Origin of the sequence: Bacillus sp. FJAT-50079 (assembly GCF_018343515.1) — a bacterium.
In the GTDB taxonomy this organism is placed as follows: Bacteria; Bacillota; Bacilli; order Bacillales; family Bacillaceae_C; genus Lederbergia.
The window spans coordinates 416,986-434,834 of the sequence record NZ_JAGYPD010000002.1; the positions used below are offsets into that span (position 1 = coordinate 416,986).

The window sequence follows — 17,849 nt, forward strand, 5'->3', positions numbered from 1 at the left end:
TCACGGTTTTAACTTTACAAAAATCTCGATGATTGAGGTTTTATTTAATAAATGCATTGCAGTCAATGATTAGTGCTACTTGTCCATCTCCTAGTATTGTCGCACCAGAAATCGCAAAAACTTCATTTAAATAATTTCCTAATGATTTTAAGACGATTTCTTGTTGACCGATAAATGAGTCAACGATTAATCCAGCCATTTGATCCGCTTTTTTCACGATGACGATCGAAACGAATGGATCTTCCGACTCTTCCATGTCTACTTCAAATATTTCTTTTAAAGAAACGAGTGGGACAACTTTTCCTCGATAATCAATCACTTGTTGATTATGAGCAATTAAAATATCTGATTTGCGAATAATTGCTGTTTCAATAATCGATGATAACGGGATCGCATATTTTTCTATACCTACTTCGATGAGCATTGCTGAAATAATCGATAGTGTAAGCGGAAGCTGAATCGAAAACTTCGAACCAATCCCTTCTTCAGAATCGATAGAAATAATTCCACCAAGCGATTGTATCGTTGCTTTTACAACATCCAATCCTACTCCACGACCAGATACATCTGATATCGATTGTGCGGTAGAAAATCCTGATGTCATAATTAAGTCAAAGACTTCGCGATCAGTCATATGGACAGCTTCCCCAGCAGTAATTACCCCATTTGCTACCGCTTTATCAATGACTTTCTGGCGGTTAATTCCAGCCCCGTCATCTTCGATTTCTATAAATACATGGTTGCCGCTGTGATACGCTTTTAATTGAATCGTCCCTTTTTCTGGTTTTCCGTTCGCTTTACGGACGTCCGGACTTTCAATTCCATGGTCAATCGCATTTCTTAAAAGATGGACAATCGGATCGCCAATCTCATCAATAACCGTACGATCAAGCTCTGTTTCCGCTCCAATGATTTCCAATTCTAGCTGTTTGTTTAAATCTCTTGCAAGCTGTCTAACCATGCGCGGGAAACGATTAAAGACAGTATCGACCGGAACCATTCTCATGTTCAAAATAATATTCTGTAAATCCCCTGATATTCTTGTCATTCTTTCAACGGTTTCTGCTAATTCAGCATGTTGAATCTCTTGGGAAATTTGCTCCAGTCTTCCCCGATCAATGACGAGCTCCTCAAATAAATTCATTAAAATATCAAGACGTTCAATATTCACTCGAATTGTTTTGCCGCCAGCTCTCGTCTGCTGTTTTTCAGATTCTTCATTAGTGAGCGGTTTTTTTATTTTTTCTTCACTTATCGGTTCGGTAACTTTTTGTTCTTCATTAATCATCTTATTAGAATCAATCGCAATCGCTTCAATCGACTCGATTTCGGAGATCTTCATAATTTTACTTTTTATATCTTCTAACGGCTCCTTCGTAATGAGTGTAACCGTAAAGCTTGAATCAAATTGTTCCTCCTCAAGCTGATCAACCGTTGGAACAGATTTGATCACTTCACCACATTGCTCCAACACTTCAAATACCATATACACTCTAGCTGTTTTCAATAAGCAATCAGGCCGTAAGGAAATCGTCATCTCTAAGCATGAAAATCCTTGTTCCTCAGACTGTTCGATGATCGTTCGCTCATATTCATCATATTTCGTTTGTGGATGATCGATTTCAATCGTAGCCGCTAGCTCAGAAACCGCTGATTCAACCGGGACATTCTCTCCCTTTTCCAGTTGTTCGAGCTTTGCAATTGAGCTGCTTACGTCCCGTTGTCCATCACCGCCTGAAGCGATAGAATCAACGATCACTTCTAAATCATCAACTGCCTGAAATACGACATCAAATATATCTGCTGTAACCGTAATTCGTTGCTGGCGAATTCCATCAAGAATATTTTCCATCACATGTGTTAAATTGGCTAAATCGGTATAACCCATCGTTGCTGACATACCTTTTAATGTATGTGCCGCTCTAAATATTTCGTCGACAATGCCTAGATCTGTTGGATTTTTTTCTAAATGTAAAAGCTGTTCATTCAAAACTTGTAAATGTTCTTTGCTTTCATCGATAAAAATTTCTAAATATTGATTCATATCCATGCGCCCACACCCTTATCCGATATATTTCAAAATATGACTCGCAATTTGATCTAACTCAACAATGGTGTCAACCATCCCGGTGTTGACAGCCGCCCGCGGCATTCCAAAAACGATACAACTTGCTTCTGCTTCAGCGATGGCATGCGTTTCGCCTCTTTGTTTCATCTCAATTAAACCTGCTGCTCCATCTGCTCCCATCCCTGTCATAATGACAGCAATTTTATCGTACGGATCTAGAAGACTAGCTGAATGGAATAAAACATCTACGGAAGGACGATGCCCATTGACCGTCGGTTCTTCTGTTATATTCGCGACTAATCGGAGGCCTGCTTCAACGACCTTTAAATGCTTGCCTCCTGGAGCGATATACGCTACCCCATTTTGTAATTCTTCGCCATCCTCTGCCTCTTTGACCGCAATCTCACATATTGCATCTAGTCGATTGGCTAATGATTTTGTAAATGTAGGTGGCATATGTTGAACAATAACAATTGGAGCGGGAAGGTTTTCCGGCAATTGTGTTAAAACCGTTTGCAATGCCCTCGGTCCACCCGTAGATGTGCCAATGCAGATGATTTTCTTATTTATTTTCATTTCCGCCTCCCCTTATCACTGAAAAGGCGCCGCAATGTCAGTAAAAATGAATCTTTTTCCCGCTTTTTCTCAAAATCGTCTTCTACGTATATATCGACGATTTTTTTTAGTTTATTAGTAATTGCAGCTTTAGGAAACTTTTTTGAAAAAGCGACCTGACTAATGACTGCTTGCCTTACATGTTTATCTTCCGGAAGAACACCAAGCATAATTGCGTCGCGATTTAAAAACGTACGTGCCGTCGTTTGTAAGCGCCGCAATGTTTCTTGACCTTGCTCTTCATAATCGGCGCGATTACAAATGAGTAAAAATCGGCTATTCACTTCTTCCATACTTATAAACTTCATCATTGAGTATGCGTCGGTCATTGCTGTCGGTTCTGGTGTACTAATGACAAAAATATCATCTGCAGATAGCAAAAGATTTAAAGCAGGTGAGTTCGCACCAGCTGCCATATCAAAAATAATATAATCGTATGTCTCTTGCAGCTCTTTCAATCCTTGTAATAATCGCTCTAATGTGATTGGATTGATCTCGATGATTTCGTTTAATCCATTGCCTGCTGAAATATAAGAAACGCCATCATCGGAAGTATGAATAATCGATGACAAACTTACCTCATTACGCAAAAAATGGGATAGATCATTGGATGTCGTTCGTCCAAGTAGAATGTTTACATTTCCCATCCCAATATCTAGATCAAACAGTAAGACGCGATTGCCTCTATCTGCTAATGTGAATGCTAAGTTTAAGGAAATATTCGATTTACCGACTCCACCTTTTCCGCTCACAACCGCGATTGTTTTCGCCATTTTTTTCGATTCCGATTGTGCCTGAAGCATACTCCGTAATTTCTCTGCCTGATCTTTCATATCGTTTCATCCTCAAGTACATAGTGAGCAATCCGTTCAGGACTTGCCGCGATCATATCATCTGGGACCTCTTGTCCCGTTGTGATATAAGTGACCCCGCGTTGATTATCGACGATTAAATTGTACATTGCTCCGTACGATCGTGTTTCATCAGCCTTTGTAAACAGAAAATAGTTAAACGGTAATTGCTGAAAATGATTAACGATGATTTCTAGATCCTTTTCTTTCATAGAAATTGGCAATGCTAATAACGTTTCCATCTCTGTTTCCCCAAACATACCTTTTAGGTCGTGGACAAACTCAAGTTCGCGATAGTTTCTACCTGCTGTATCGATTAACACGAGATCATAGTCTGCAAACTTTTTAATTGCTTCCGAAAAATCATGCTGATCATAAGCAATTTCAAGCGGAAGCTGTAATAATTCCGCGTAAGTTTTTAATTGATCAATGGCAGCAATTCGATATGTATCAACTGTAATCAATGCAACCCTTTTTTTATGCTCAAGCACGGCCACAGCCGCAAGCTTAGCAAGTGTCGTCGTTTTACCGGCTCCTGTTGGTCCAACGACATTAATATATTTTTTCATTTCGTTTATTTCTTTGTATTGAAAAGGGCCTAGGCGCTCTATCATGATGTTTTTACACCAAGAAAAAACATCGGCCTGCTCAGGTGGAGTAGGTGATTGACGCCATTTTTCCAATAATTGCTGACCAATTTCTTCGATATGCTGATCAGCAACATCTGCTTTTTGTAAATGAAGCAAGCACGCTTGGATTGGTTCGGGAAAATGACGAATGAAAAACGGCTCGCGCTTCACTGTCTTTAATTCCTTTTTCAATGTCGCGAGCTCCGCTAAAACATTGTCAGCAACACCCGTTTGAGCTTGTCTCACCTCTACGTTGGCTTGCTGCGGAATTTTTCTTTGCTTGTTTTTGACCGTCGGCTTTGGAATGACAGGATTCTCATCAAGCGCAGCGATCACTTCATACTTTTTCTTTTTAAACAGTCCTAAAAATCCCCCGTCATAAATCATCTTCGAGTGTAAAATGACTGCTTGATCACCTAATTCGTCCTTTACTTTCGCCAGCGCCGCCTGCATCGTAGGTGCTATAATTTTTTTTACATTCATTCGACATTCACCACCCCAATGCTTTGTACTTCAACATTTGCTTCTAATTCATTGTAGGAGAGAATCGGAACTTGCGGAAAGTATCGCTCCAACATTTGCCGGACATACATACGAACCGCCGGTGAACAGAGCAAGATCGGTGAGTATTGCATTAATGATAATTCTTCCACTTGTCCAGCAACAGCCTCGAGAATTTGCTGTGAGTTCGTAGGGTCCATCGATAAATAATTACCGTGCTCCGTTTGTTGTATACTATCCGCAATCATTTTTTCAATTTTACCAGATACGGTAATCACCTTTAATGTCGAACCGTCGCTCGCATATTGACTCGTAATTTGCCTTGCTAATGATTGGCGTACATATTCGGTTAATAATTCTGTATCGGAACTTAACTTTCCATAGTCGGCCAATGTTTCGAATATAATTGGCAAATTCCGGATCGATACATTTTCTTTCAATAGTTTCGCTAACACCTTTTGTACTTCTCCAATCGACAATGGGTTCGGTGTTACTTCCTCTACTAATATTGGATATGATTCCTGAAGATGATCGATTAATTGCTTTGTTTCTTGCCGCCCTAGTAAATCGTAGGCGTTCACTTTTAGCACTTCTGTAATATGCGTTGATACAACGGAAGCAGGGTCAACGACCGTATACCCCATCAATTCAGCATGTTCTTTTACTTCATCGGTAATCCACTTAGCTGGAAGCCCAAACGCCGGCTCAACCGTCTCGATTCCCTCGACCGTATCTTCTCCACCGGGGCTCATGGCTAAATAATGATCGAGCAGCAGTTCACCGCGCGCCATTTCGTTTCCTTTAATTTTCAAACGATATTCATTCGGTTCCAGTTGGATATTGTCGCGGATCCGGACGACTGGAATGACGATCCCCAATTCCAAGGCGAGCTGCCTGCGAATCATTACAATCCGATCAAGTAAATCTCCACCTTGATTCACATCAGCCAACGGAATCAATCCATAGCCAAATTCAAATTCGATCGCATCCACATTTAATAAATTAATAACACTATCGGGACTTTTCATTTCATCAACTTCCGTCTGTTCGACCGATTCTAATAGATCGTCTTCCGAAGCTGGTGATACACGTGAAAGCATATAACCACCAATCGCTAATGAGGCCGCAATCGGAATCGTAAGCACGTCATTGATTGGAGTCGTAATCCCTAGGAGGAAAATCGTCCCTGCCGCAATATAAAGCATTTTCGCATTGGCAAATAATTGTTCTAAAATATCTGTACCGATATTTCCTTCTGATGCTGCACGTGTGACGACGATCCCAGTCGCCGTTGAAATGAGCAAGGCGGGAATCTGACTGACAATTCCATCACCAACCGTAAGCATCGAATATTTCGTCGAAGCTTCCCCAAGTGGTAAGCCGTCCATCATCCCGATGATGATCCCAAATAGAAGATTTATAAATACGATAATAATCCCTGCAATGGCGTCACCTTTAACAAACTTACTTGCTCCATCCATCGCTCCGTAAAAATCGGATTCCCTTGATACTTTTTCTCTGCGTTCCCTTGCTTCATGTTCGGAAATGACACCCGCATTTAAATCAGCATCAATACTCATTTGCTTTCCTGGCATCGCATCAAGCGTAAATCTCGCTGCGACTTCTGAAACACGTTCGGCTCCTTTTGTAATAACGATAAATTGAATAATAATTAAAATGAAGAAGACGACAATCCCAACAAGGACGTTGCCACCAACAACAAATGTCCCGAACGTTTCTACCACACCACCGGCATCCCCTTTTGAAAGGATCGATCTTGTCGTAGATACGTTCAAGCCAAGCCGAAACAAAGTTAATAATAATATTAATGAAGGAAAGATCGAAAATTGTAGAGCTTCCTTCATATTCATCGCTGTTAAAAGAACAAGCAATGCAAGGGAAATATTCGTTATGATGAGCAAACTTAATAACCATGTCGGAAAAGGGATGACCAGCATGGCAACAATTAAAATAACCCCTAATAATACTGCAATATCTTTGACCTTCATAACGACCTCTCCTTGCCAAAACCAAGCGAATGCAATCTAGATTTTATTCTTAATTCTATATACGTAAGCTAAAATTTCCGCTACTGCTTTAAAAAAGTCATCGGGTATTGCTTGACCAACTTCCACCTGATCGTACAATGATCGAGCTAAAGGGCGATTTTCAACCATCACGACTTTATGTTCATTCGCGATTAGCTTGATTTTTTGCGCGATAAAATCGACACCCTTTGCAATGACAATCGGCGCATCCGCATTTTCTTCATCATATTTTAAAGCAATTGCATAATGAGTCGGATTCGTAATGATGACGTCTGCTTTTGGAACTTCTTGCATCATCCGTGACATCGCCATTTCCTTTTGCTTTTGCTTAATTTTTGATTTAATAAGCGGATCCCCTTCGGTATTTTTATATTCATCTTTAATATCTTGTTTGGACATACGGATGTTTTTCTCAAAATCATATTTTTGATATAAAAAATCAAAAAGCGATAAAAATAATAGTGCCAATGAAGCAGCAATGCCCATTTGCAATGTCAAACCGCCAACCGTTTGTAAAGCAGTCCCAATCGGTTTATATGCTAAAACTAGCACTTCATCGATCCGGCTCCAAAGAACGGTTACCGTAATTGCGCCAACAAAGCTAATTTTTAGGATCGACTTCAGGAGCTCGACAATTGCCCGAATTGAAAAAATGCGCTTTAAACCTTTAATCGGATCAAGCTTCTCCAATTTTGGCTGCAACGGTTCTGCTGAAAACATAAATCCTACTTGTAAAACATTCGCTGCTATTCCAGCCAAAAGAGCGACTAACATAATCGGGCCAAGCAAAAAAGCAACTTCCTTGAGCACATCAAGCATGATCAGCTGCATATTCGCTTCTGTTATATCCATTAACAAGAACGTCGTAAAGGAATGTCGAAAAACATCAAGTGCAACCGGACCGAGCTGTGCGGAAAAGAAAATGAGAAAGCCAAAAACAGCTAATAAACCGATCGCTGTATTTACATCTTGACTTTTCGCCGTTTGACCTTTTCGTTTTGATTCTAGCCGCTTTTTCGGCGTTGCTTTTTCTGTTTTTTCCCCTGCGAAAAATTGAAGATCAAGAGAAAGCTGCTTCATCTTAATCCCCCCATAAACTCCATTACCGTTCTCATCACATGTAGCATCGTTTCGAAAATATGTTGAATGACGCCAAACATGACAGCTAGTACGATAAAAATAATGAGAAAGCTAACAGCAATTTTTATCGGAAAGCCCACAACAAAAATATTTAATTGCGGAACGGTGCGAGCAACGATTCCGAGTGCAACATCAACAAGAAATAACGATGCGATCACTGGTATCGCCATTTGAAAAGCGATCATAAACATTAAGCTAAATGATTGGATGACATATTCAATCATATTGCTATCACCAAATGGGAGAAATAGCTGATCAATCGGAATGAACTGATAACTGTAATACACCCCATCTAGAATAAGATGATGACCATTTACCGCTAACAAAAACAATAAAGCGAACATATATAAATATTGTCCAATGAGTGGGCTTTGTGCACCCGTTTGCGGATCAATGACGTTCGCTATCGCAAACCCCATTTGAAAATCAATAAATCCTCCGGCAATTTGCACCGCCGATAACATCATATATGCGATAAACCCAAGTAAAAGCCCGACACTTGCTTCTTTGAAAATTAACAATAAATAATTTCCAGTTATCTCCATTGTCTCAATCGAAATCGTACTGTACATAATGAAAGAAAGAAAAAAAGCAAAACCAATTCGATATGATGCAGGTAATGTTCGATATGAAAGCAACGGCATTGTCACAAAAAAGGCCGAGACTCTCGTAAAAACAAGCAAGAAAACAGGAAAGCTATTAAGTACGTTTTCCATGACCTTAACCTACAAATCGAGTTAAATTTTGAAATATTTCTGTTGCGTATGATAATAATCGGCTTAACATCCACGGTCCCATAAACACAATACCAACAAGAACGGCAACGATCTTTGGGATGAATGCTAGCGTTTGTTCTTGTATTTGTGTTGTCGCCTGAAAAATACTTACCGCTAACCCAACGATCAGGGCGAGCAGCAATATTGGACCGGCAACAATCAATGTTGTAAACACGCCTTTTTCAGCAAGAGCGATAACTGCCTCTGCATTCATTCAATCACCTCGTTCATGTTTGTGTTTTTATTATCCAAAGCTTTGCAACAACGATCTAACAACTAAATACCAGCCATCTACAAGCACAAAAAGTAAAATTTTAAAAGGAAGTGAAATCATCACCGGTGGAAGCATCATCATCCCCATCGACATTAATATACTAGCGACAACCATATCGATCACTAAAAAGGGAATGAAAATCATAAAGCCAATTTGAAAGGCAGTCTTCAATTCACTTAATGCATATGCTGGCACAAGTGCAGTTAAAGGTATGTCTTGAATTGTTTCCGGTCGCTCAAGCTGCGCATAGTTTAAAAATAAATCCAGATCCTTCTGCCTCGTATGTTTACTCATAAAGTCTTTAAATGGTACCGCCGCTCGTTCATACGCCTCTTCCAATTGAATTTCATCATTGAATAATGGCTGTAATGCCTCTTGATTCACTTCTGAAAAAACAGGAGTCATAATAAAAAACGTTAAAAACAAAGCAAGTCCAACGAGCACCTGATTCGGTGGCATTTGTTGTGTCGCAAGTGATGTACGAACAAATGAAAGGACGATAATGATTCTCGTAAAGGATGTCATTAAGATTAAAATACTTGGAGCGAGCGATAAAACCGTTAATAACAGGAACAGCTTCACAGAAGTAGAAACAGCTTCACCCGAACTGTTATTAAAAAATGCCATAAACTCATCCATCTGAATGTTGCTCCTTCTCTCCAAGCTTTTCTAACGCTTTTTTTCTACTTTTTTTCATGTCATCTAATTGCTCTTTTAAATGAAGATGAAATGGCTTTTCTGCTTCTGCCTGAGATGGTTTTGCCGCTTCGTTTTTGCGTTTCAGCCATTTTGAAATGATATCTGCTGGCTGAAGATTACGTTCAAGCTGTTCCTCGTACTGACGAATATACTCATTATATTCGGCTTCATCCGTAATTTCTTTCAGCAAACGCACTTCTTCCCCCACACCGAGAACGAGCAATTGATTGCCCATCTTCACGACTTGGATTGAGCGGTTCCCTCCGAGTGATGTTCCACCCATATTTTGCACAAGCCTATTTTGCTGAAAGGCTGCACTTTTCTTATTCACAAATTTTAATAAGAAATAAAGAAGGGCAATGACAAATAGCAAAGACCCGATCATTTTCGCCACTTCAGAAAATCCGATATTTACTTTGCTATTTGTCGACGTAATCGCTTCTTTTCCCTTTGAACCTTCTGCTTCTGGCTCATCACATTTTGCCGCTTCACCAATGCAATCAGCCACATTATCATGAACTTGTGCAAACACATGCAGTTGCGAACCCGCTAAGTTAGAAAATAAAAGAATGATTGCGATGACCGTTACTGCTTTCTGAAAAAATTTCATCTGACCCTTATCCTAACGTTTTTTGAATAGCTTCAATGACTCGATCTGCTTGGAATGGTTTTACAATAAAGTCTTTCGCACCTGCTTGAATTGCATCAATGACCATTGCTTGCTGTCCCATCGCAGAGCACATAATAATTTTCGCTGCTGGATCAAATCCTTTAATTTCTTTTAATGCAGAAATTCCATCCATTTCAGGCATTGTAATATCCATTGTAACGAGATCAGGCTTTAATTCTTTAAATTTTTCAACTGCCTCAGCCCCATCTGCCGCTTCTCCAACCACTTCAAAACCATTTTTCGTTAAAATATCTTTAATCATCATTCTCATAAAAGCTGCATCATCAACAATTAAAATTCTATTAGCCATTGTAATTCCTCCAATATCTATCTACTTTAATCTTTTTAATCGATCCTTTTGACTGACGATATCCGTTACACGCACACCGAAATTCTCGTCAATAACCACTACTTCGCCTTGGGCAATTAAACGATTATTGACAAGGATATCTACGGGTTCTCCCGCCAATTTATCAAGCTCGATAATCGAACCAGAGCCAAGCTCCAATATATCTTTCACTGAACGATTCGTTCTCCCTAGCTCAACCGTCACTTGTAAAGGTATATCCAGAAGCATATCTAAATTTTTAATTTCCGGTGTTGTCGGTGTTTCCGTAAATTCAGCAAAACTGGCCGTCTGAATATGCGGCATCTCTTCTTTTTTCCGTTCAGATTGCGGATCATTTGATTGATTGTGTTCATTTACCATTGATGGTGTTGGCTGTACATTTATCTCTGCCATTGTTGCCATTTGTGACTCCGGCTCTTTCTGGATAGAAGCGGATGCTTCAGGTACAGCTGTCGTTTCTTGTGTTTGTGAAAATAGATCTTCCACAAGACTTTTAGCAAAGTCAACTGGCAACACTTGCATAATATTGGAATCTATTAATTCTCCGATTTTCAGGCGGAACGATATTTTCACAAGTAAATTTTGCTGTGGAATCGTCTCTGTTCCTTCGCCTGCTTCTAAGTTTAAAAGCTCGATCGTCGGTGGAGAAATGTCGACTCGTTTATTAAAAACGGACGACATCGATGTAGCCGCTGAGCCCATCATTTGATTCATCGCTTCTTGAACTGCGCTTAAATGAATGTCACCCATCTCGTTTGCTGGCGATGTGCCATCTCCACCCAGCATTAAATCAGCGATAATCGCAGCATCGGTTTGTTTAATGACTAAAATATTTACCCCTGAAAACCCGTCTGTGTACTTCACTTGAATCGCTACATATGGATGTGGAAATTCTTCTTCCAACTTTGCATGATCAATAATTGATACTTCAGGTGTTGTAATTTCAACTTTTTGATTTAATAGAGTTGAAAGAGCTGTGGCTGAGCTGCCGAAAGAGATATTCCCTATTTCGCCTAAAGCATCTTGCTCCATTTCAGTTAAATAATCAGTAACCTTCAAAGAAATGTCCTCTGTCATTGATTCTGGATCAGAAAGACCTCCGTTTAATAACGCGTCAATCTCATCTTGAGAGAGCATATCACCATTCATCTTTCTCATCTCCCTCCTCAAACACATCTAAAATTTGTACGGCTAATTTTTTATTTTGCTTGCCTGCCTGTCCAATAAACTTAGAGATCCCGCCAATCTTTACAATTAGCGGCGCATCAATCCGCGTATTTAATTCAATTACATCTCCACGATCAAGTGCTAAAAAGTCCTCGATTGCCAGTTTTGAAGTACCAAGCTGTGCTGTTAGTTGAACGTTCGCATCCTTCACTTTTTCTTCAAGCAAGAAAATTTCATCTGGCTTTCTTTCCTTACTTATTGTCTGCATCCAATAATGTGCAGAAAGTCGTGGAATGATTGGTTCAAGCAGCACATGTGGAATGCAAATATTAATCATCCCTGTTGTCTCACCAACACTTGCATTCATTGAAATGACGACGACCGTTTCATTCGGTGAAACAATTTGTAAAAACTGCGGATTCACTTCAATTTCCGTAAGAATCGGGTCGATGTCAGCAAGTCCATCCCACGCTTCTTGTAAATGCTCAAGCGTACGTTCAAATAAGTTCGTCAATAACCTCATTTCAATTTCCGTGAAATTATTTGATCGATTGATGGTTGCCCCTTTTCCCCCTAAAATGCGATCAATCATCGCATAAGCAACACTCGGATTCACTTCCATAATCATTCGTCCATCAAGCGGCGGGGCCTCAAATACATTTAAAAGCGTCATGTTCGGAACCGAACGGATATATTCCTCATATGGAATTTGGTCCGCCGATGCAACTGTAATATTAATATATGTGCGAAGCTGTGCGGAAAAAAATGTCGTCAGTAAGCGAGCATAGTTTTCGTAAATTCTCGTTATACTTCTAACCTGTTCCTTCGAAAATCTTAGTGCTCGTTTAAAATCATAAGGCTTAACCCGATTTGTTTCTTCTTCTTTTTTTAATTCCTCTGCTGTCATTTCACCGGTAGAAATAGCAGATAATAACGCATCAATTTCACTCTGTGTCAACACATCTCCCGGCATGGCGACACCTCCGATTCAATTTGTTTTCACTTTACGAAATAATATAGGAGGTGATGTACACTTCAACGACTTTACCATCTTGCATTAATTCATTGATTCTTTCTCTCATGGATTCTTCTAATATTTTCTTGCCTTCTTTTCCGTGTAAATCAGCTGGCTCCATTTCTGAGAGCTCTCCAATGATTACATTTTGAATTTGAAAATCACGTTTTTCAAATTCTTCTTTTGCCTTTTTTCCATCCGTCTGAACTTTGAAAGAAATTTTCACATATTGATTGTTTCTTAAATTCGTTGTTATTTCCGGTACATCAACGGAAACCTTTAATATTTCATCAATCGTCGGCTCTTTCGCCACATCTTTTTGATCGATTTTTATGAGATACATATAGGCAAGCACACCTAATAGTAAAATCATTGTTAATAGGACGATCATAATGTTGATCAGTTTTTTACTCATCTTCTTGGTCCCCCCATCCTGGCCGCCCTAATAATTGGATTGACTTATAAAAGGAGAGGATTCGCTTTTTCACCTGCTCCTCAGATTCAGCCACAATGTACTTACGGCCATTCGTTAACGTAATCGTCGTATCTGGAAAGGACTCAATTTTTTCAATCAAGAGTGCATTCAAGTGAAATGAATGGCCATTTAATTTTGTAATCATAATCACCCTAGTTCGACCCTCTTCCTCTCACTTACCGTTTCAAATTCATTAATTCTTGTAAAATTTCATCTGATGTTGTAATGATTCTCGTATTCGCTTGGAAGCCACGTTGTGCAACGATCATTTCTGTAAATTCCTCTGAAAGATCGACGTTTGACATTTCAAGTACGCCTGAAACGAGTGTACCTGCTCCATTTGTTGCTGGCGTCATAATTGTACGTACTCCTGAATTAGCTGTTTCTTGGTACATGTTTTCGCCAACCTTTTCAAGCCCACCTGTATTCGTAAAGCGTGCTAAACCAATGATCGGTTCAGACCCTTCATTTAATACACCACCAGCAATAAAGGAAATTTTCCCATCCTCTGAAATACTTAAGTTTTGAATTTCATCAATGTTTCCACCATTCAATTGAATTGGAGCAGGATTGGCATCATTATTCAATACATAATGGCCGGATGAAGTAACGAGATACCCTTGGTTATTTAAATATAAATTTCCCGCCCGCGTATAAAGTGTTACATCTGGAAATCCAGCTGCACCAGGCGTTCCTTCAGCCACGATTAAATAGCCATCTCCTTGAATGGCAAGATCAAGCACTCGCCCCGTCGGCTGCAGTGATCCTTGAGTATCAATCGTATCAATTGCAGCTAGCTGTGCTCCCAGTCCAACCTGCTTCGGGTTGATTCCACCTTTACCTTGGGATGGACCACTTGCACCTGATATCGTTTGGCTTACCATATCTTTAAAGGTAATCCGCCCTTTTTTAAACCCATATGTGTTTACATTTGCGATATTATTTCCGATCACATCTAATTTTGTTTGAAAGTTTTTCATCCCGCTAATGCCTGAATACATTGAACGAATCATTGATTACATTCCCCTTTCATGTTAACCGCGTCAATCTGTCAGCGGTTCTCGGCCTCCTCATAAGGTCCAGCCGTTTCCGTAAGAAATTGTATTATTCATCGATAATAATTGTCCCATCAATCTTTGTGAAAATTTGGCTCCCTGCTTCTTGGCGATCCATTACCGTTACGACAGTACTGTTTTTGGCACTTACAATTAATGCCGCGTTTTGTAAGAGTACGAGTGAATTTTTCACACCTTTTTGTTTTGCTTCGTCTACTTTCGCTCCGATTTCCTTCCAAACATGTGGCTGTATATTAATTTGCCTTTGTTCCATTCTCATCTCCGCATGTTTACTAATTGCCAAGTTGGTTTCCGCGCGTTGCAAATGAGTGGAGAAAGCTTCGCTGGTGGAGCTGTTTTTAGCCACATTTTTTTTAGTAATGGGGTGGTTGATCATCGGCTGCGATTGAAGTTGATGAATAAGACTATTGCCCATGACACCCATCCTCTTTAACTAATTTTTATTAATTGACTTGTTTTTACTTCCTGCCCATCATTTGTCATAAGTGTTACAAAGCCATCTTTCATGGAAACAGACTGAACAATGCTGCTAAATTCTTGATCATCATTTAGCCACGAGATTTGCTTTCCGATCATTAAACTTGCTTGAATAAGTGGGGTTTCCACCGCTGTATCTGTTAGCTCTGATACATTTGCTGGTGCAAGTTCTTTCCCATCAGTTAAAATAATTTTTACGGTGTCTCCCATAAATTGAACGGTTTTTACAATTCCTTTTCCTTCATTAATGGATATTTCTCCAGACTCTGCATGATCGTCTATTGTATGCCAAGTCACTTCTTTTCCAATTAATTGTTGGTATGCAATTAAACTCGTTTGTGTTTGAAGCTCAACTAATTTCTCCATTGACTGACTCATATTCGTCATTTGCTCTAAGCTAGAAAAAGTCGCCATCTGCGCTATGAATTCCTTATCTTCCATCGGATTCATCGGATCTTGATTTTGTAACTGTACCATCAATATTTTCAAAAAATCATCTTTTCCTAAAATATCATTACCCGTCTTCACTTCTCGCTTTTGCACGGAAGATAATAGTAAATCTGAGTGAATGGAATTAACCATCGCTAACCTACACCTCCATTTCAAACAAAAGATCATTCAATGTATCACTAAAGTTTGCTTGACCCTCTTCGTGATCTTTCTCATTCTGATGATTTGCTTGTCCATCTTTCCCTTCTTGTTGCCCTTGTCCATTTGGATACTTTTGCAAGTCATGTTGGTTGTTATATGTAATTTCGACTTTATCCAAAGGAATATTTTGATGCGCAAATGCTTGCTTCAATTGATGAATTTGTTTGTCAAGTAGCTCCTTCGCAGAGCTCGTCGATGCGATCATTCTCGCAATCATCGCCCCATCTTTTTGTATAAGCTCAACATTTAACGTCCCTAAATGTTCAGGATAAAGCTTTATGAACAAGCGGGAGCTCGTACGCGTTTGCGAGAATTGTGATTGGGCTAATATGTTTGAGAATTGTTTCACGAATTCATTCATAAGCGGCTGTTCGTTCGATCGATTACCAAGGTGAAGAACAAATTGTTCAATCTTCGTCATCGGTTGCTGCATCGATACAGGAAAATCGGCACCATTTGTCTGGCTCGCCTGGCTAGTCTGGATGAACGGCTGCAACGAATCTTTGCGATTCATGAAAACCGTTGCTAACAGACCAGGAAAAGGAGTAGAGCGTGTTTCTGATTGAGCATGCTTTAGTTTTTCTACGAATTTTTGCAACTCGCTATTCAATTGCTCTAGCTTCGTTGTTTCATGGTACTCAAATGGCTGAATTTGCTTAGTCATTTTTACGAGTTCCGCAATTTCCTGCACGGGCAGCCGCTGTTGCTCACGAAAGTCGATGATGTTTAGCTGTTGAAAAATAAAGAGCAACTCATCAATCAATTCCCTTTCATCAGCGTCATCCTCAGTTGGTGACAAATGTAATTCAGCTTTTACATGATCAATAATGTCTGTCGATATAAAAAATAAATCACGGTCGAGCGGACGATCGTTGAGCTCTATTTCCGGCGATAAAGCTTCCATGATAGCCGAATATAATTCATCTAGTAATGAGGCTGTTTGTTCCTCACTCCCACTCTCGCTCTCTTTTGAAGTAATCGGCATAAGTGCGTTTTCTAATATTGCTTGAAATTCAGTAGTCGGCTTCAATTCATGGGAGGCTATTTGGCTTTTTAAAGACCCTAGCAAAAGATTGTCAATTCTCAAATCTTTTCACCACCTTTCGATTATCTAGTCAATCCGCCAAGGCGTAATTGCGTCCAATTTTTTTGACCTCGTGCCCGCAAGATACAGGTTACAACTGTTGCCGCAGTTCGCGGCGAACTTAGATCGCTTTCTTGAGCTTCATAAAGCTGTGACTTCCGCCGAAGGCCTGATGTGAATCAGCAAGGCTGTTTGTTCCGAAAAAATTCTTCTTACTTAGAAAAGAGCAACTTCTGTTAGTTCGTTATTGCGGAAAGCTTTTCGGAATATGCCGCTGCATCCTTTGCTGGCATATTTTCCATCACTTTAGCAAGTGATTCTGTGCTTAAATTCGCTAAAATTTTAAGCGCTTCTTCCTCTTTCATTTCCATAATAATCGGTGCAGATTTTTTGGCTGTCATTGCTTCAAAAGTCATAATCATTTCTTTAAAAGCTCGTTTGTTTTCATCCTGAATCTGCCTTAGTTCGGCAATCGTTTCTTCCAATCTTTGCTGCTCCAACAAAAGTCGATCTTGCTCTGCCTCTTTGCTTTCAATTTGGCTTTTCAATTGGGAAATCTCAGCATCTTTATCTTGAATTTCCGCATCTAAGTGAATAATTTTCTCTTCAAGCTGGACAATGTTTTCATTCTCCACCTTCATATTCGAGATGGCAGTGAGTTTTCCACTTATTTCTTTCGCTTTCTCAAAGACATTTATCCCCATTAAAGAAGTAATAAGCAGTCCGATAAAAAGAGCGAATAAAAGTGGAATAATGCCCCAAAATATGAATCTTTGCAAAAGACTCGCTTCTTTTACTTCCTTTTGTTTTTTCAAGGATTTTTCCACTTCATCACCTAGCTTCCTTCCCGATGAAAATATTGGATGGAAGAAATTTCATCGAGTTGCATGTTTTCAATCTCGTTTACCATTCGTACATACGATTGGTAACTTTTTTCTTTCATTTTTTCGTATTTTTTCATTTCAATATTGCTTTCAAGCAGTTTTTCTTCACACCAATTCATTTTATTGCGAGCATTCATCACGACGAGTTGGTAATGTTCAATCGACTTTTCTAAATTAGTAATGAAATTTTGATAATGCCTAATTTCACTAATAGGCAATCCTTGAGATAGCTTGTCGGATTGAAAATGCTCAAGGCCTTCTTTTTTCTTTAATAACCCGAATAAATGCTCCGCCGCATCTTCAAACTTTTTAACCGAATCTTGATAAATGCCCATTGCTTCATCTTTTTCTCGCTCTTTTAAATGAAGGATCTTTTGAAATTTAAATTGGTACTTCATGT

Annotated in this window: 20 protein-coding genes and 1 pseudogene; all 21 read right to left on the bottom strand. The window is 39.5% G+C overall.

Annotated features, from left to right (window positions below; translation table 11 throughout):
* Positions 1 to 40: 40 nt before the first annotated feature.
* The 21 genes and pseudogenes from KHA95_RS05970 to fliJ all read right to left on the bottom strand — a co-directional run bounded on the left by KHA95_RS05970 (position 41) and on the right by fliJ (position 17,847).
* Positions 41 to 2,050 carry a chemotaxis protein CheA gene (locus KHA95_RS05970; protein WP_213136572.1) on the bottom strand — a complete coding sequence of 670 codons (2,010 nt, stop codon included), beginning with the start codon at positions 2,048 to 2,050 and terminating at the stop codon, positions 41 to 43.
* A gap of 12 nt (positions 2,051 to 2,062) precedes the next feature.
* Positions 2,063 to 2,632: pseudogene (locus KHA95_RS05975) on the bottom strand (chemotaxis protein CheB); the annotation flags it as partial.
* 8 nt (positions 2,633 to 2,640) lie between these two features.
* A complete protein-coding gene (locus KHA95_RS05980; RefSeq protein WP_213136574.1) occupies positions 2,641 to 3,516 on the bottom strand; it encodes a MinD/ParA family protein in 876 nt (291 codons plus the stop codon).
* Positions 3,513 to 4,646, bottom strand: coding sequence for a flagellar biosynthesis GTPase FlhF (gene flhF, locus KHA95_RS05985; protein ID WP_213136575.1), 1,134 nt, complete (start codon positions 4,644 to 4,646; stop codon positions 3,513 to 3,515). The genes KHA95_RS05980 and flhF overlap by 4 nt, the downstream gene beginning before the upstream one ends.
* Complete coding sequence (flhA, locus tag KHA95_RS05990) at positions 4,643 to 6,673, bottom strand: flagellar biosynthesis protein FlhA (protein WP_213136576.1); 2,031 nt, start codon at positions 6,671 to 6,673, stop codon at positions 4,643 to 4,645. Before flhA ends, flhF begins: the two co-directional genes overlap by 4 nt.
* A 36-nt stretch (positions 6,674 to 6,709) precedes the next feature.
* Positions 6,710 to 7,792, bottom strand: a complete 1,083-nt coding sequence (gene flhB, locus KHA95_RS05995; protein WP_213136577.1) for a flagellar biosynthesis protein FlhB — start codon at positions 7,790 to 7,792, stop codon at positions 6,710 to 6,712.
* Entirely contained in the window at positions 7,789 to 8,568 is a 780-nt protein-coding gene (fliR, locus tag KHA95_RS06000) for a flagellar biosynthetic protein FliR (protein ID WP_213136578.1), read from the bottom strand. Before fliR ends, flhB begins: the two co-directional genes overlap by 4 nt.
* A gap of 4 nt (positions 8,569 to 8,572) precedes the next feature.
* On the bottom strand, positions 8,573 to 8,842 hold the full coding sequence (fliQ, locus tag KHA95_RS06005) for a flagellar biosynthesis protein FliQ (protein ID WP_213136579.1): 270 nt from the start codon (positions 8,840 to 8,842) through the stop codon (positions 8,573 to 8,575).
* Between the two features lie 30 nt (positions 8,843 to 8,872).
* The gene (gene fliP, locus KHA95_RS06010) at positions 8,873 to 9,541 is read right to left on the bottom strand and encodes a flagellar type III secretion system pore protein FliP (RefSeq protein WP_213136580.1); all 669 of its coding nucleotides are present in this window, start codon (positions 9,539 to 9,541) and stop codon (positions 8,873 to 8,875) included.
* Positions 9,534 to 10,211, bottom strand: coding sequence for a flagellar biosynthetic protein FliO (locus KHA95_RS06015; RefSeq protein ID WP_213136581.1), 678 nt, complete (start codon positions 10,209 to 10,211; stop codon positions 9,534 to 9,536). Before KHA95_RS06015 ends, fliP begins: the two co-directional genes overlap by 8 nt.
* 7 nt (positions 10,212 to 10,218) lie before the next feature.
* A complete protein-coding gene (locus tag KHA95_RS06020) occupies positions 10,219 to 10,581 on the bottom strand; it encodes a response regulator (protein ID WP_213136582.1) in 363 nt (120 codons plus the stop codon).
* A gap of 21 nt (positions 10,582 to 10,602) precedes the next feature.
* Positions 10,603 to 11,769: a flagellar motor switch phosphatase FliY gene (gene fliY / locus KHA95_RS06025; RefSeq protein WP_213136583.1), complete on the bottom strand. Its 1,167-nt coding sequence runs from the start codon at positions 11,767 to 11,769 to the stop codon at positions 10,603 to 10,605.
* Positions 11,759 to 12,760, bottom strand: a complete 1,002-nt coding sequence (gene fliM, locus KHA95_RS06030; protein ID WP_213136584.1) for a flagellar motor switch protein FliM — start codon at positions 12,758 to 12,760, stop codon at positions 11,759 to 11,761. Before fliM ends, fliY begins: the two co-directional genes overlap by 11 nt.
* A 31-nt stretch (positions 12,761 to 12,791) precedes the next feature.
* On the bottom strand, positions 12,792 to 13,217 hold the full coding sequence (fliL, locus tag KHA95_RS06035) for a flagellar basal body-associated protein FliL (RefSeq protein WP_213136585.1): 426 nt from the start codon (positions 13,215 to 13,217) through the stop codon (positions 12,792 to 12,794).
* Positions 13,210 to 13,428 carry a flagellar FlbD family protein gene (locus KHA95_RS06040; RefSeq protein WP_213136586.1) on the bottom strand — a complete coding sequence of 73 codons (219 nt, stop codon included), beginning with the start codon at positions 13,426 to 13,428 and terminating at the stop codon, positions 13,210 to 13,212. Before KHA95_RS06040 ends, fliL begins: the two co-directional genes overlap by 8 nt.
* 25 nt (positions 13,429 to 13,453) lie before the next feature.
* The gene (gene flgG / locus KHA95_RS06045; RefSeq protein ID WP_213136587.1) at positions 13,454 to 14,290 is read right to left on the bottom strand and encodes a flagellar basal body rod protein FlgG; all 837 of its coding nucleotides are present in this window, start codon (positions 14,288 to 14,290) and stop codon (positions 13,454 to 13,456) included.
* Between the two features lie 91 nt (positions 14,291 to 14,381).
* On the bottom strand, positions 14,382 to 14,768 hold the full coding sequence (locus KHA95_RS06050; protein ID WP_213136588.1) for a TIGR02530 family flagellar biosynthesis protein: 387 nt from the start codon (positions 14,766 to 14,768) through the stop codon (positions 14,382 to 14,384).
* A 14-nt stretch (positions 14,769 to 14,782) separates the two neighbouring features.
* The gene (gene flgD / locus KHA95_RS06055) at positions 14,783 to 15,412 is read right to left on the bottom strand and encodes a flagellar hook assembly protein FlgD (RefSeq protein WP_213136589.1); all 630 of its coding nucleotides are present in this window, start codon (positions 15,410 to 15,412) and stop codon (positions 14,783 to 14,785) included.
* A gap of 7 nt (positions 15,413 to 15,419) precedes the next feature.
* Positions 15,420 to 16,568 (bottom strand): flagellar hook-length control protein FliK, encoded by a 1,149-nt coding sequence (locus tag KHA95_RS06060; RefSeq protein WP_213136590.1) that lies wholly within the window; start codon positions 16,566 to 16,568, stop codon positions 15,420 to 15,422.
* A 233-nt stretch (positions 16,569 to 16,801) separates the two neighbouring features.
* Positions 16,802 to 17,380, bottom strand: coding sequence for a MotE family protein (locus KHA95_RS06065; protein WP_249316609.1), 579 nt, complete (start codon positions 17,378 to 17,380; stop codon positions 16,802 to 16,804).
* A gap of 20 nt (positions 17,381 to 17,400) precedes the next feature.
* A complete protein-coding gene (gene fliJ / locus KHA95_RS06070) occupies positions 17,401 to 17,847 on the bottom strand; it encodes a flagellar export protein FliJ (protein WP_213136591.1) in 447 nt (148 codons plus the stop codon).
* Between the last annotated feature and the right edge of the window lie 2 nt (positions 17,848 to 17,849).